Annotated in this window: 12 protein-coding genes; 2 read left to right on the plus strand and 10 right to left on the minus strand. The window is 67.7% G+C overall.

The window, feature by feature from the left end; genetic code table 11:
* Positions 1-2: 2 nt before the first annotated feature.
* From nuoF to IPP98_16535, 6 genes are read right to left on the minus strand one after another with little or no spacing between them, the layout of a single operon-like run.
* On the minus strand, positions 3-1310 hold the full coding sequence (gene nuoF / locus IPP98_16510; protein ID MBL0180686.1) for an NADH-quinone oxidoreductase subunit NuoF: 1308 nt from the start codon (positions 1308-1310) through the stop codon (positions 3-5).
* The gene (locus tag IPP98_16515) at positions 1310-1810 is read right to left on the minus strand and encodes an NAD(P)H-dependent oxidoreductase subunit E (GenBank protein MBL0180687.1); all 501 of its coding nucleotides are present in this window, start codon (positions 1808-1810) and stop codon (positions 1310-1312) included. Before IPP98_16515 ends, nuoF begins: the two co-directional genes overlap by 1 nt.
* The gene (locus tag IPP98_16520) at positions 1807-3066 is read right to left on the minus strand and encodes an NADH-quinone oxidoreductase subunit D (protein ID MBL0180688.1); all 1260 of its coding nucleotides are present in this window, start codon (positions 3064-3066) and stop codon (positions 1807-1809) included. The genes IPP98_16515 and IPP98_16520 overlap by 4 nt, the downstream gene beginning before the upstream one ends.
* Positions 3067-3089: 23 nt before the next feature.
* Positions 3090-3749: an NADH-quinone oxidoreductase subunit C gene (locus tag IPP98_16525; GenBank protein ID MBL0180689.1), complete on the minus strand. Its 660-nt coding sequence runs from the start codon at positions 3747-3749 to the stop codon at positions 3090-3092.
* Complete coding sequence (nuoB, locus tag IPP98_16530; GenBank protein MBL0180690.1) at positions 3746-4366, minus strand: NADH-quinone oxidoreductase subunit NuoB; 621 nt, start codon at positions 4364-4366, stop codon at positions 3746-3748. The genes IPP98_16525 and nuoB overlap by 4 nt, the downstream gene beginning before the upstream one ends.
* The gene (locus IPP98_16535; GenBank protein ID MBL0180691.1) at positions 4357-4695 is read right to left on the minus strand and encodes an NADH-quinone oxidoreductase subunit A; all 339 of its coding nucleotides are present in this window, start codon (positions 4693-4695) and stop codon (positions 4357-4359) included. The genes nuoB and IPP98_16535 overlap by 10 nt, the downstream gene beginning before the upstream one ends.
* A gap of 193 nt (positions 4696-4888) precedes the next feature.
* Between IPP98_16535 and IPP98_16540 the strand changes: the two genes are divergently transcribed.
* A complete protein-coding gene (locus IPP98_16540) occupies positions 4889-5449 on the plus strand; it encodes a dCTP deaminase (GenBank protein MBL0180692.1) in 561 nt (186 codons plus the stop codon).
* Positions 5450-5537: 88 nt separating this feature from the next.
* Here IPP98_16540 and IPP98_16545 read toward each other — a convergent pair whose 3' ends face one another.
* Together IPP98_16545 and IPP98_16550 are read right to left on the minus strand one after the other, a co-directional pair.
* Complete coding sequence (locus IPP98_16545; protein MBL0180693.1) at positions 5538-6638, minus strand: PilT/PilU family type 4a pilus ATPase; 1101 nt, start codon at positions 6636-6638, stop codon at positions 5538-5540.
* 97 nt (positions 6639-6735) lie between these two features.
* Positions 6736-8559 (minus strand): hypothetical protein, encoded by a 1824-nt coding sequence (locus tag IPP98_16550; protein ID MBL0180694.1) that lies wholly within the window; start codon positions 8557-8559, stop codon positions 6736-6738.
* 142 nt (positions 8560-8701) lie between these two features.
* On the opposite strand from IPP98_16550, the gene IPP98_16555 reads away from it, so the two are divergent.
* Positions 8702-10141, plus strand: a complete 1440-nt coding sequence (locus IPP98_16555; protein ID MBL0180695.1) for a TIR domain-containing protein — start codon at positions 8702-8704, stop codon at positions 10139-10141.
* A 12-nt stretch (positions 10142-10153) separates the two neighbouring features.
* Here the strand turns inward: IPP98_16555 and IPP98_16560 are convergent, their stop codons facing one another.
* Positions 10154-12253: a M20/M25/M40 family metallo-hydrolase gene (locus IPP98_16560; GenBank protein MBL0180696.1), complete on the minus strand. Its 2100-nt coding sequence runs from the start codon at positions 12251-12253 to the stop codon at positions 10154-10156.
* A gap of 2 nt (positions 12254-12255) precedes the next feature.
* A complete protein-coding gene (locus IPP98_16565) occupies positions 12256-13719 on the minus strand; it encodes a hypothetical protein (protein MBL0180697.1) in 1464 nt (487 codons plus the stop codon).
* Positions 13720-13732: the final 13 nt, after the last annotated feature.

The raw sequence follows: 13732 nt of genomic DNA on the forward strand, positions 1-13732 counted from the left end.
GGTCAGACCTCCGCGAGCGACGGCGCGTGCGCGCCAGTGATGTAGGCCTCGAATTCGTGGCGGAACTTGCGAATCCCGCTGACCACCGGTGTCGCGCAGGAATCGCTCAAGACGCAGATGGTCTTCCCCGTCATGTTGTCAGCCAGGTCCATGAGCAGGTCGAGGTCGGACATCTTCCCCTCGCCGCGCAGGATCCGTTCAAGAATGCGCGTGGTCCACGCCGTCCCCTCACGACAGTTGGTGCACTGGGCACAGCTCTCGTGGGCGTAGAAGCGGGCCAGCCGCATGATCTGGTAGACCATGTCGGTCGAGTCGTCCATCACGATCATCCCGCCGGAGCCGAGGAGCGAGCCCTTCGCCGCGATCCCCTCATAGTCGGTGGCACACTCGGCCACCTCGTCGGGTGTCATGATCGGCACCGACGACCCGCCGGGAATCACCGCCTTGAGCGTGCGTCCCGGCAGCATGCCGCCGCAGCAGTCGAAGATCAGTTCCTGCATCGGGAGGCCAAGGGTGATCTCGTAGGTCCCGGGCCGCTGCACGTGTCCGCACACCGATATCAGCTTGGTGCCGGTGCTCTTCGGCGAGGAAAGCGAGAGCGAGGCATACCAGGCGCCGCCGCGGGTCAGGATGTGCGGCACCGCGGCGAGCGTCTCGACGTTGTTGATGGTCGTCGGCAGGCCGAAGAGGCCCGCGACTGCCGGGAAGGGCGGCTTGATGCGCGGATTGCCGCGGCGCCCCTCGATGGCGTTCATCAGCGCCGTCTCCTCGCCGCAGATGTAGGCGCCAGCCCCGCGATGGACGATGACCTCGAGCCGCTTCCCCGAGCCGAAGGCATTGGCGCCCAGGGCGCCGGCGGCATAGGCCTCGTCGACCGCGGCCTGCAGGATGTGATACGGTTCGGTGTACTCGCCGCGGATGAAGATGTAGGCCGTCTCGGCGCGGATGGCGAGCGCCCCGATCGCGCAGCCCTCGATCAACGCATGCGGCGTCCACCGCAGGATCTCGCGATCCTTGAAGGTGCCCGGCTCCGATTCATCGGCGTTGCAGCAGAGGTAGTGCACCTTGCCGTCGTCCTTCGGCATGAACGACCACTTCAGGCCGGTCGGGAAGCCGGCCCCGCCCCGCCCGCGCAACCCCGACGCCTTCACCTGGTCGACGATGGCCTCGGGGGTCATCGTCAGCGCCTGCTGGAGCGCGACGTACCCGCCGCGCGCCACCCAGCCGGCGTAGGTGCGCGCCTCACGATCCCCGAAATGGGTCGAGAGCAGCGGCGTTTCCTTCGGATGGATCGGATGGGGATAGCCCATCAGGGATACCTGGCGAGGAGGGCCGGAATGCTCTCGCGCGTCACCGACTCGATGAAGTCGTCGTTGATCAAGACCGGCGTGTTGAAGGCGCAGGCACCAAGGCATTCCGCCTCGGCCACGGTGAAGCGTCCATCCGGCGACGTGGCGCCAAGTTCGCCGCAGCCCGTGTGTTCGAGGAACGCCTCGAGGACGCCCTCCGCGCCGCAGATGTTGCACGGCGACGTGGTGCAGACCTGGATGAAGTACTTCCCCACCGGGTGCAGGTGGTACATGGTGTAGAACGAGACGACGCCGCGGATGTAGGCCGGCGTGATCCCGAGTTCTCCGGCGATCTCGTGGATCGCTTCCGGGGCGACCCACCCCCGCGCCTCCTGGACCATCCAGAGCGAGGGTAGCAACAGGGCCTGGCGATTGGGATACTTGGTCGCGAGCGCCTCGAGGCGGGCCTTGGTCTCGCCGGTGAACACTGGCTGATACGGCTCGGTGGAGTGGCCGGTCATCGGTCAATCTCTCCCATCACGATGTCCACGCTGGCGTTGATCGCGATGACGTCGGACAGCAGCGCTCCTTCGCAGAGGCGCGGCAGGACGGCAAGGTTGAGGAACGAGGGCGGACGGATGCGCCACCGCACCGGCTTCGCGGTGCCGTCGGAAACGAAGTAGTAGCCCAGCTCACCCTTGGGGTTCTCGGCGCCGAAGTAGACCTCGCCAGCCGGCACCTTGATTCCTTCCATCACCTGCTTGAAGTGGAAGATCATCGCTTCCATGTCGCCCATCGCGCGCGACTTTGGCGGCAGGATGACGCGCGGATCGGCGACGTTCACCGGGCCGGGCTGGATCCGGTCAAGGGCCTGTTCGAGGATGCGCGTCGACTGGAACATTTCCTCGAGGCGGACGCGATAGCGGTCGTAGATGTCGCCGTACTGGCCGATCGGCACGTCAAAGTCGAACTCGTCGTAGCCGAGGTACGGGCGGTCCTTGCGGACATCGTAGTCGACGCCGCTTGCCCGCAGCATCGGGCCGGAGAGCGAGTAGTTGATTGCCTCTTCCGGGCCGAGGACGCCGACGCCCTGCGTCCGCCCGCACCAGATGCCGTTGTTGGTGAACATCGTGTCCACCTCGCGCAGCACCGACGGGAAGTTGCGGACGAACTCGCGCAATCCCGCTTCCCACCCATCCGGCACATCGGCCAGCATCCCGCCGACGCGCGACACGGAGGTCGTGAGCCGGGCGCCGGTCCACGCTTCCTGGAGGTTGTAGATCAGCTCGCGCTGCTGGAACATCCAGAGGAATGGCGTGAAGGCGCCGAGATCGATGCCGGTGGTGCCGAGCCAGACGAGGTGCGAGATGATCCGGCTCATCTCGCAGGCGATCACGCGCAGGTACCGGCAGCGCTCGGTGATCTCGATCCCCATCATCGCCTCGACCGCCATCGCGAGGGCGACGTTGTTGGCCATCGGGGCGAGATAGTCGGTGCGGTCGGTGAGCGGGATGATCTGGTTGTACTGCCGGTACTCCCCGAGCTTCTCGAAGCCGGAGTGGAGGTAGCCGACGTGCGGGATCACCCGCTTGACCGTCTCGCCTTCGAGTTCGACCACAAGCCGAAGCACGCCGTGTGTCGCCGGGTGTTGCGGGCCGATGTTGACCAGCATGTGTTCGGCGCCGAAGTCGTCGGAGACGGACTCGCTCGGGCGGCGGGCCACGCCGAGGGGGATGTTGCGGACCTTGCCGTCGGCGCCGATCGTCGGCGTGCTCATCGAGAGCTCGAGCGTGCGGCGACTCACGACGCCCCCTCCTTGGTCCGGGTCAGCAGACGCGCCTGCATGTCGGCCGGGAGTTCCTGGTAGGCGTCGGCAATGGACAGCTCTTCCATCGAGTAGTGGGCCTCGGGATTCGCGGCGAGCGCCTGCAGCGTCTGTTCGGCCCGCGACCGGTGGCCGCGGAGCGGGAAGGACTTCCGGAGTGGATGCCCCTCGGAGTAGGTCTCCCACATCAGGATGCGGCGGAGATCGCCGTGGCCGGCGAAGACGACGCCGAACATGTCCCACGCCTCACGCTCCAGCCACTCGGCGCCCTTCCAGAGATCCGTCACCGTGGCGACCTCGAGGCGAGCGGTCGGGTCGAGGGCGATCTTGACGCGGAGATCGACACGACGCGCCAGCGACCGCAACTGATAGACGACCTCGAGCGGCCGTTCAGGATCGCGGTATTCGACGGCGGTGATATCGGTGAGGTAGTCGAACGCCTGGGCGGGATCCTGCTGGAGCCATTCCAGGATGTCGTGGGCACGGGCCGCGGCGACCTGGACCACCTGCTGGCCCGAGTGGAGGGCGGTCCGTTCGATCGCGGTCCCCCAGCGCTCGCGAAGCGCAGCCACCGTCGCGGCGGCTCCCAGGGCGGCGCGTTCCGCCGGGGTGCCGGCGGGGTCGCCTGCGCTCATCCCGACCTCGTCTGGCTGACCGAATTGCCGAACGGCTCCGAGACCTCGTTGATCTCGTCGGGGCGGCGGAAGAGGCCGTCGGCCTGGACCAGGTGCTCCACGCGGAGCATCGGGTCGACCATCGACTCCTGCTTGATCTTCTTCTGGAGCATCAGGATGCCGTACAGCAGCCCTTCCGGTCGCGGTGGGCAGCCGGGAACGTAGACGTCGACCGGAATGATCGTGTCGATCCCCTGCACCATCGCGTAGGTGTCGAAGATGCCGCCAGTCGAGGCGCAGGCGCCCATCGAGATGGCCCACTTCGGCTGGGGCATCTGGTCCCAGATCCGGCGAATGACGGGCGCCAGCTTGAACGGGAGGCGTCCGGCGCAGATCAGGACATCGGCCTGCCGAGGGGAGAAGCTCTGGCGCTCCATCCCGAAGCGGGAGATGTCGTAGCGCGAGGCGGCGGTGGCCATGTACTCGATCGCGCAGCAGGCCGTGCCAAACGGCATCGGCCAGAGCGAGTTGGAGCGGGCCCAGTTGGCGAGGAAGTCGAGGCGGGTCGTGACCCAGTTGGGCGAGGTCAACTCCAGCGACTCATCGCTGCCCATCGGCGGCGGCAGGGTCAATCCCATTGCAGCGCTCCCCGCTTCCAGATGTAGACATAGCCGACCGCCAGGATGAGCACGAAGGTCAGCATTTCGATGAAGAGCACCCCGCCCAGCTCCCGGAACTGCTGAAACGCCACGGCCCACGGCACCATGAACACGGTCTCGATGTCGAAGACGATGAACAGCATGGCGATCAGGTAGAACTTGACCGAGAAGCGCTCGCGGGCATCGCCGAGGACGGGCATCCCGGATTCGTAGGCAGCGAGCTTGACGGCGGTGGGACGGGACGAGGAGAGGAAGTGCGAGAGGCCAATGATCAGGGCGGCGTTGGCCGCCACGAAGAGGAGCAGCATGAGAATCGGGATGTACGGCTGCAGCACGCCTTGCCCCCTCTCGTGAAATGTTTCACAATCCCGACCAAAATACCGCCCTTGGGGGACGATTTCAACCAGAGGGAGGCGGTGCATTGGCGGACTGGCACCCATATATTCCCCGCCGTTGAACCGCGCTCCCCTCCAGTCCCCACCCCCACCTCGGCAGGCGCTGATGTCCATCAAGTCGGACCGCTGGATCCGCCGCATGGCGACCGAACACGGCATGATCGAGCCCTTCACGGACGGGCAGGTCCGCGCCGGCGGCATCTCCTACGGCGTCTCGTCCTACGGCTACGACATGCGCGTTGCCAACGAGTTCAAGATCTTCACCAATGCCCTCTCGGCCATTGTCGACCCGAAGCACTTCGACGAGAAGAGCTTCGTGGAGTTCACCGGCGACGTCTGCGTCGTGCCGCCGAACTCCTTCGCGCTGGCCCGATCGGTGGAGTATTTCCGGATTCCGCGGAACGTGCTGACCATTTGCGTCGGCAAGTCGACCTACGCCCGATGCGGCATCATCACCAACGTGACGCCCTTCGAGCCGGAGTGGGAAGGCCACGTCACGCTGGAGATCAGCAACACGACGCCGCTCCCCGCCCGCGTCTACGCCAACGAGGGGATCTGCCAGGTGCTCTTCTTCGAGGCGGACGCGGACGATGTCTGCGAGACGAGCTACGCGGACAAGAAGGGGAAGTATCAGGCACAGCGTGGGGTGACGTTGCCGAGACTGTAGGCGAACGGCGAACAGCGAACAGCGGGGTGTCCGGGGAATGCTTCCCGAGACACCCCGCTCTTCATTTCCGCCGTTCGCCGTTCGCTATCTACTGGAACTGCAAATTCCGCTCGAAATCCGCCGGACTCGTCGCCGCCGCCTTGGCGACCTCCAGCGAGATCTGCTGCGCGGAGTACAGCTCCGTGAGGTGCTGATCGAAGGTCTGCATGCCGTACTGCGTGCGGCCGGCCGCGATGTGGTCCCGGATCTCGCTGGTCATCTGCGAATTGGCGATGCAGTCGGCGATCGTCGGCGTGTTGCGCATCACCTCGGCCGCCACCACGCGCCCCTGGCCATCCGCCCGCGGCAGGAGCCGCTGCGAAATCACCGCCCGGAGCGACTCCGCCAGGCGGAGGCGGACGGCGGTCTGTTCATTCGGGTCGAAGACGGAGACCAGGCGCGCAATGGTGCGCTGGGCATCCGTCGTGTGCACGGTACTGAAGACGAGGTGCCCCGTCTCGGCGGCCTTGAGGGCGATGTCAATCGTGGCGCGGTCGCGCATTTCGCCGACGAGGATCACATCGGGATCCTGCCGGAGCGCGGCGCGCAGCGCCATCTCGAACGACTGGGTGTCGGAGCCGATCTCGCGCTGGATGACGTTGCTGCGGTCATCGCGGTGCAGGAACTCGATCGGGTCCTCGATCGTGACGATCTTGCCGGCTCGCCGGTGGTTCACGTACGCGATCATCGAGGCGAGCGTCGTCGACTTGCCGCTGCCCGTCGTCCCGGTCAGAAGCACGAGTCCGCGTTCTTCCATCGCGATGTCTGCGAGCACCGTCGGGAGACCGAGTTGCTCGAAGTCGGGGATCTGGTCGGCAATGGCACGGAGCACCGCGGAGACCGAGCCGCGCTGACTGCAGAGATTGACGCGGAACCGACCAACACCCTGGACCGAGTAGGAGCAATCGACATCCTGCAGCTGGTCGAGGACCGCATCCACCGTCTCGGCGGTGGCCTTGCGGGCATTCAGCAGGATGTGGCCGGCCAGCTGCCGCGTCTCGACCGAGGTGAGCGGCGGAACGCCAGCCACCGGCGCGATCGCCCCGCGTAGACGCATCCGGTACGGACCGCCCGCACAGATGTGCACGTCGGACGCACCCAGCTCGTGCGCCTTGCGGAGGATGAGGTTGAAGGTCTCGATCAGGGACATGCGGCTTCCGGGCACGGGGGGCTTCAGACGATTCCAGCCCTCCTGACCAGCACAGCCCGTGCCGGACCCCAACTGTCGAGCTTCTTGACGATCGGGCTCAGGCCTGCAGCCGGCGGCTCTCCGCCACCGTCCGCCAAATCCCCAATTCTCCCTCCATGACTCGGCTCACCTCGGCCGCCACCGCGCCAACCTCGAGCAATTCGATCGGCTGGACCCAGCGCATCCGGTCGGCCAGCCGCCCAAGCTGTGGCGCAATGCCTCCGGAGCGCAGGACGGTTCCCTCGAAGTCCGCCGTACCGAGGAAGCCGTGGATACCGGCCGCCAGCGCCGGCAGGGTGACCGCTGCCGCGTGGAGCGACGGGTTGATGATCTCCTCGGCCTCAAGGATCCGCGGGGCCGACCAACCCAGCAGATCCGCCGTGACGAAGCCGACCATTCCTGAGAGCCGAGCCAACGCGAGGAGCACCGCGAGCACCACGAATCGCTCGGCCCAGGCCTCCAGCGGATGATGGATCTTGGCCGATCGCGTGGCGACCGCCTCATGAAAACGCTGCTGTGGCAGCAGCTCGGCGTCGAGGAACCAGTCCCGCGTAGCGGCGGTATGCGCAGCGTCAAGCGTCCCGCCGATCAGCCCGGCGTCCCGTGCGACGGCGCGGAGGTACCAGGCCACCCACCCCTCCCGATCGGCCCCATGCTGCGTTGCGGCGCGAACCGCCTCCGGCACCCGCACCAGCGGTGTGGTCCGGGCCAGCGGCCACAGCATCGCCAGATGGCGAATTCGCTCGGCAAGCGAGCGGAACTGCAGCCAGCGATCCTGCGAACGTGCCTGCCGCCCTCGCCGAACGAAGTAGAGCACCACGAGCAGCAACAGCACCTCGCCTGCCTCCGGGACAGGGCCCAGGGCCTCGAACTCTGCCGCCCCGATCCCCGCCGCCATGACGGCGAAGACCGTGAGCAGAAAGATCGCCGTGAATGACTGCCGGAACGCGGCGCCATACCAGACGGCCGCCGTGTCGGCCCAGCCGTGGGCGTCGGCAAACCTCGCGGTGACCTCCACGCGCCGCTCACTGGGGAGCGCGGTCCAGGCCCGGCGCCATTCCTCGCCGCATGCCTCACCAGGCTGATCGGGAATGGCCCCGCCAGCGGGTGCCTTCGTCCCGGCCGCGAAGTGCACGAGGCGGTCGTACAGTCGCGAGCGTGGTCGGCGCGGGAAGTCGCCAGTCAGGAATTGCCCGAGAATGGGATCGGGGGTGGGGGCGGCGAGCAGGGCCGTGAGCATGGCAGGGAGCCGAGTCAGTCCGTGCGCCCGCCCTTCGTCCGACTCGCGGAGCTCCTCCAGCCACGGCGCGCTGGGCATCAGGGGATCGATGCGGATGATCGGGACCGCGTCGCGTCGGGCGTGCTGGACCACCTCGGCGGTGCCGCCGACGCCACGGGCCCGCGCCCCATCCCACACCGCGATCAAGAGATCCGCCTGCTCCACCAGGACCTTCGCCAGTGGCACGTACGCATCGTACCGCCCGGCCACGCCGTCGAGCACCGTGACCGTCGCACACCCCTCCAGCGCGGCGCGCAGCGCCTCCTGCGTGGCGGCGTGATGCCCCTCGACCGGAAAGGGCAGGACGGCATGCACCGCCCAGGATGCTTCGGCGTGTGCCGCATCGACGGCATCGCGATCCGTGCCGTCGGCCATCCCGGTCAGCAGCGTCAGCCGCGGTCCGTCCGACCGATAGTGCCGCACATCCGTCGTGGCCGCGACGGCGCTTTCTCGCACCTGCCGGAGGAGTCGCCCCAGGGTCCCGCGGAGCAGGCCGCGGTCCACCCCTTCGAGCCGCTCGGCCCGGTGGCCGACCACGCCGACTCGAATGGCGACGCGGGGCCGGAGGTCGGCGCGGACGGGCTGGGGGGTGGCAGCGGGCATGGGGGCAGGGTCGGAGGGTGGTTGATGCGCTGGAGCCTTCCCCAGATCTAACCGCCGCGAGGCCGCCCCGGAAGGCGCGCTGCCGGTTGCGGGCCTGCCCGGTGGGAGCGATGTTCTTGCTCTCCTCCCTCCCCCGCGGTCCATGGCCCACGACGTCTTCATTTCCTACTCCAGCACCGACCAGCCGGCGGCGCTCGCCGTGTTGCACGGACTCGAGAGTGCCGGCATCCGCTGCTGGATCGCGCCACGCGACATTCCCGCGGGCGCAATCTGGGCCAAGTCGATCATGGAGGGGATCAGCGGCTGCCGCGTCCTGGTGGTGGTGTTCTCCACCAACGCGAACCGTTCCGAGCACGTGATCAACGAGGTGGACGCCGCGGTCCGCAAGGGCGCGATCATCATTCCATTCCGCATCGAGGATGTGATGCCGGATGGCGCGATGGAATACCACCTGCGCACGCGTCACTGGCTCGACGCACTCACGCCGGACCTGCAGCGCCACACGGAATTGCTGGCCGAGAAGATCCAGCCGCTGCTCGCCGCACCGGGTGGCACGGGACCCACGCCGACGGCGCCGCCCCGTCCGATCCCCGAAGGGCTGCCGAAGCGGCGGGTGAAGAAGGGGCCGCCGCGCCAGTGGCGTCGGTATCGCACGCCGGCCGCGCTCCTCGGCATCGTCCTGCTTGGCGGGGGATGGTATGCCACCCGCGCCCGGCCCAAGGAGGGCGTGCAGTTCGAAGTGAGGGAAGTGTCGAGCAGTGGCGGCACCGCGCTCTCCGTCCGCGTCACCGGGGCCGCGATGCGTTTCTTCGAAGGCCCGCGCGAAACCCCGACGTTGACCACCCGCGCGTACGCCGACTCCTTCGCGATCGGCCGGGCACGCTACCTCTATCCCGAACTCAAGCTGACCTACGACGCCCCGGGACGAGACTTCACGATCCCGTTCTCGTGCACCGTGACACGTGATGGCGGCACGGTGATCACCACGATCGCCATTGTGGCGAAGTTGCAGGCTGCATGGACCGAGAGCTACCACACCAACGGATACGGCCGTGACACGCCCGGCTGGTGGCAGCTCGGGCGGCACGAAGTGCGGTGCTACTATGGCGAGGAGTTGATCTTCCGCAACTGGTTCCGCATCGTGGCGTCCGGTGATGCTGCGGCATCGCCTGCCGCCAATGGACCGGTCGCCACCGCCGAACCCTTGGCGAGCATCCATGCGCGGGTGCGACGGATCACGCTCTTCCCCTCCGGTCGTCAATTGCCGCCAGAGGCCTCGCAGAGTCCGACCACAACCTTCGAGTCCGCACAGACCACCTACATCGGCGCCAAGGTGCTGCTCAACCACGACGCACCGGGCCGTCGGCTGCAGGCGGCCCTCACCTGCCGCTTTCTCCGCGACGGTACCACGGAACTGGGCCGGGCCACGCTCCGCTACGACATTCAGCCAACGTGGACCTCGACCTGGGCGGCGATCCCGTTCGGCCGCGAAACGGCGGGCGGCTGGCCGGCGGGGCAATATCTGATCGCCTGTGACGACGGACAGCGCACCCTCGCCCAGCAGCGGTTCACGCTGCGCTGAGGGTCAAGCGGTTCAGCGCCGTGGCGGCAGCGCGGCGCGGGCCGCATCGACGGCCTTTGCTGCGTTCTGAATCCGCTCGGCCAGTTCCTTCGACTCGGCGGCAGCGCGCGCCGAGTCGTGGTCTCGCAGCGCCTCGACCACGCCGGGGAACTGGACATTGGCATAGCCGTTGTCGCGATCGGACGCGAAGATCAGGTTCTTCAACAGCGGCCGCCCCACCAATCCACTCGGCCGTGCCAGCAGCGGCTCCACGTGCCGAAGCAGACGATTGGCCTCCGCAAGGGTCCCCAGGTCCGGGTTGGTCGCCAAGAGGGCGTCACGCGCCGAGGTGAACCGTGCACCGGCCGCCTCGAGTTCGCGCGCAGCCGCCGCGACGCCATCCAGTTCGCCACCAATGGTGGCCGCCCCTGGCTCACGACGCGTGCGCTCGACCAGCGTGATGAGATACGCCCCGAGCATGCCGTGATCGAGCGGGACCACGGCCGCATTCGCCAGCCGGGACAGGATCACCGAAGAGAGCTGTCCCGCCGCCACATGACTCAGATATCCCGGATCGCCGAACCGCTCCATCCAGGTGTAGCTGTCATAGGCGCTGTGATAGACACCGCCGGGGCCGCCGAAGCCGAACTCGATCGACGGCAGGCCGAGCATGTTGTAGAAGCCGGCAAAGTCCGATCCGCCGCCGAGATCACCGACGGGCGGGAGCGGCCGCTGCGTCGTGACCGTGCGCTGCGCCCAGTCACGGTAGACCGAGCCGGTATCCCCGGGCTGACGGATCCCCTGCGTCGCATCGCGGAGGAACGCCGCCAGCGAGGCCGTCCCGCCGGCACCGAACGAACGGCCGGACGCGGCCACATCCTGATTCAGGTAGGCGACCGCATTGGCCGACAGGGTGTCGCGCATCAACTCGACCCACTCGGTCGACCCGACCAACCCCCACTCCTCGGCATCCCATGTGGCGAAGACGATCGTCCGCAGCGGACGGTGGCCCGCCTTGAGTGCGGCGCCCCACGCCTCGGCCGCCTCGAGAATCGAGACGACTCCGGAGACGTTGTCGGCCGCACCCGGTCCCCAGGCATCGCGATGCCCGCCCACGATGACCATCTCGTCGGGAAACTGCGACCCGCGGATCACGCCGAACGTGTTGACGATGGTCTTGTAGGCGCGCTCGCCACGCTCGGGCCAGAGCGCGACACGCGCCTGCACCTTGTCGTCGCCGACGTGATAACGGAACGCCAGGCCACCTTGCCAGCCGGCGGGCACCGAGAGCCCACGCATCTCGCCGAGCAGCTGGCCGGCGTTGCCATAGGAAATGGGAACCACCGGAATCTTCGGCAACCCGAGGGTCTCCAGGGCAGCGCGCTTCGCATCGACCGTGGACGGCCACCCCGGCGTCGTCGGGTCGCCGAAGCCGTTGTAGATCGAGCCGCGCTGCACACCCGTCGCGGGCCGCATCGGGCCCTCGGGGTACACGTCGCCCTGCGTGAAGCCGTCATCGAGGGGATCACTGTAGATCAGCAGCCCGATGGCACCGCGCGCTTCGGCCTCGCGCGCCTTGATGCCACGAAACGACCGCCCATAGCGCGCGATGGCGATGCGACCCTTCACCGATACACCGAGTGAATCAAGCGTGGCATAATCGGCGGGAAGGCCATAATTCACGTACACCAGCGGTGCGCGCACATCACCGGCGCCGGCGTTGCCATTCATCGCGGGCCACCGCTGCAGTCCGGTGGTCGGATCGCCCGCAATCGCCGGTTCGCTGAGGTCGAGGCGACGACGCGTCGGGGTGAGCCGTTCGACCACCGTCGAGTCGTGGTACGGGAGATAGACGCGGAACGGCACGCGCATCGTGTCCAGTCCGTACGATGCCATCGTCGTGAGGACGTAGTCCGCGGTGGCGCGCTGCGCTGGCGTGCCCGCGATGTGGGGCCGCGCCGCCAGCGTCCGCGCATGGGTGCGCGCGGTGGCCACGTCGGGAACCCCGAGCAGCCGCGCCTCGAGCGCCGCTTCGCGTGCTGCGCCGAGGGGCGTGAAGCCGGTGATGGCACCCTGCGCCGTGGCGATCGTCGGTGCGGCCAGCAGGGCGAGTCCAGCGAGGAGGCGCTTCATGATCATGGTGCGATCGTCCCGGTGATGTCGTAGATCCGAAGTTCCGGGGTATTGGTGCCCCCGGGATTCTTGGCGGTGAAGACATAGGTGCGGCCATTGATCACCGCGATCTCGCCGGTGTGCAACCCCTCGGCCACGACGATCGAGCCACGCAACACCGGGGCACGCGGATCGGCGAGCGAGTACACGTACAGACCGGCACCTGCCCCTCCCTCGACGGTCGCCACGAGCGCCACGCTGCCCGGCGTGACGGCGACATCACTCACCGTCGTGGCATTCGGAATCGGAATTTCGAGGATCGGCGCCGGGGTGGGGCCGCCCACGTCCCAGATGCGGATGCTGTTGCCCCGCACGCCGCGATTGCCCCAACCGCCCGTGTAGGCCGTCGTCCCGGTGATCCAGAGGTCGGAAACATACTGCGTGGGCACGTTGTTGCCGCCGCCGAGGGTGGCGAGCGTCAACGGGTCAAGCACCCAGAGGCCGCTGAGCATGTCCGTGGCGTACAGGCGGCCACCAGCGAGCATCACGCCCCAGATGTAGGTGTTGTTGCTGCCACCGGGCTGCACCTGCGCCACGATCCGGCTCGACATGTCGCCCGTGAGGGTGCCGGACACATCCACCGCGATGACACCCCCATTGTAGTACGCGGCATAGAGAATCTGCCGCGCCTCGTCCATCCAGAAATTGTGCGTCCCGGCCCCAGGCACGTGAATGAAACCGACCTCGACCGGAGCGGCGAGGTTGCTGACGTCCACGATGTGGATGTCGCCCGACGATGCCACGCCGACGGTGCCCGGGCCTTCCTGGCCGATGAACAGGTACTTCTTCTGATTGGTGACCGGGTTGTGGAACCACCAGGCGTTGTGCACCTGCGCGCCGCCCGCCACCCCGTTGGCGCTGGTGATCAACCGCGAGACAAGCTCCGGGTTGTTGGGCGTGCCACCGCGGACGCCGTTGCCGACATCGTAGATGTAGACGCCGGCATTCCAGGCACAGACGAACGCCAGCCCGTCGCGCACGAAGGTATCGTGATGCCCGTACGTTGCCGGCACGCCGACCGACGCCACCAGGACCGGCGTCCGATTCACGACGGCACTCGTCGCGGTCGCGGAAAAGACGATTTCCGGGGTGCCCTGCGTCACCGTGGCGCGTGCCGAGTTGGTGCCGGCGTTGGCGCCCAGCGTGAGCACGGCCGTCGCCTCGCCGAGCGCATTGGTGACCCCTTCACCCGGCGTGATGTTTCCCCCGCCAAGGATCGGGTTCCAGCGCACTCGCCGTCCGGCGACGGGCACGCCCATCTCGTCCTTGACGAGGATCTTGAACGGCTGCAGCGCCGTGCTGACAGAGGCCGACTGATTGTCGCCGGCCACCATGGTCACGAAGACCTGGGGCTCGGAGGCGACGGGGGCCGTCCCGCAACCGGCGACGACCAGCATGAGCAAGGCGAGTCGGGGGGCTCGAAGCATCGGGACCTTCTGC

It is taken from the genome of Gemmatimonadota bacterium, assembly GCA_016720805.1.
Taxonomy (GTDB): Bacteria; Gemmatimonadota; Gemmatimonadetes; order Gemmatimonadales; family GWC2-71-9; genus Palsa-1233.

Bases quoted from the DNA above. Each gene is read 5' to 3' on its own strand.
- nuoF (MBL0180686.1), bottom strand. From the start codon at position 1,310: ATGGGCTATCCCCATCCGATCCATCCGAAGGAAACGCCGCTGCTCTCG.
- IPP98_16515 (MBL0180687.1), bottom strand. From the start codon at position 1,810: ATGACCGGCCACTCCACCGAGCCGTATCAGCCAGTGTTCACCGGCGAG.
- IPP98_16520 (MBL0180688.1), bottom strand. From the start codon at position 3,066: ATGAGCACGCCGACGATCGGCGCCGACGGCAAGGTCCGCAACATCCCC.
- IPP98_16525 (MBL0180689.1), bottom strand. From the start codon at position 3,749: ATGAGCGCAGGCGACCCCGCCGGCACCCCGGCGGAACGCGCCGCCCTG.
- nuoB (MBL0180690.1), bottom strand. From the start codon at position 4,366: ATGGGATTGACCCTGCCGCCGCCGATGGGCAGCGATGAGTCGCTGGAG.
- IPP98_16535 (MBL0180691.1), bottom strand. From the start codon at position 4,695: ATGCTGCTCCTCTTCGTGGCGGCCAACGCCGCCCTGATCATTGGCCTC.
- IPP98_16540 (MBL0180692.1), top strand. From the start codon at position 4,889: ATGTCCATCAAGTCGGACCGCTGGATCCGCCGCATGGCGACCGAACAC.
- IPP98_16545 (MBL0180693.1), bottom strand. From the start codon at position 6,638: ATGTCCCTGATCGAGACCTTCAACCTCATCCTCCGCAAGGCGCACGAG.
- IPP98_16550 (MBL0180694.1), bottom strand. From the start codon at position 8,559: ATGCCCGCTGCCACCCCCCAGCCCGTCCGCGCCGACCTCCGGCCCCGC.
- IPP98_16555 (MBL0180695.1), top strand. From the start codon at position 8,702: ATGGCCCACGACGTCTTCATTTCCTACTCCAGCACCGACCAGCCGGCG.
- IPP98_16560 (MBL0180696.1), bottom strand. From the start codon at position 12,253: ATGAAGCGCCTCCTCGCTGGACTCGCCCTGCTGGCCGCACCGACGATC.
- IPP98_16565 (MBL0180697.1), bottom strand. From the start codon at position 13,719: ATGCTTCGAGCCCCCCGACTCGCCTTGCTCATGCTGGTCGTCGCCGGT.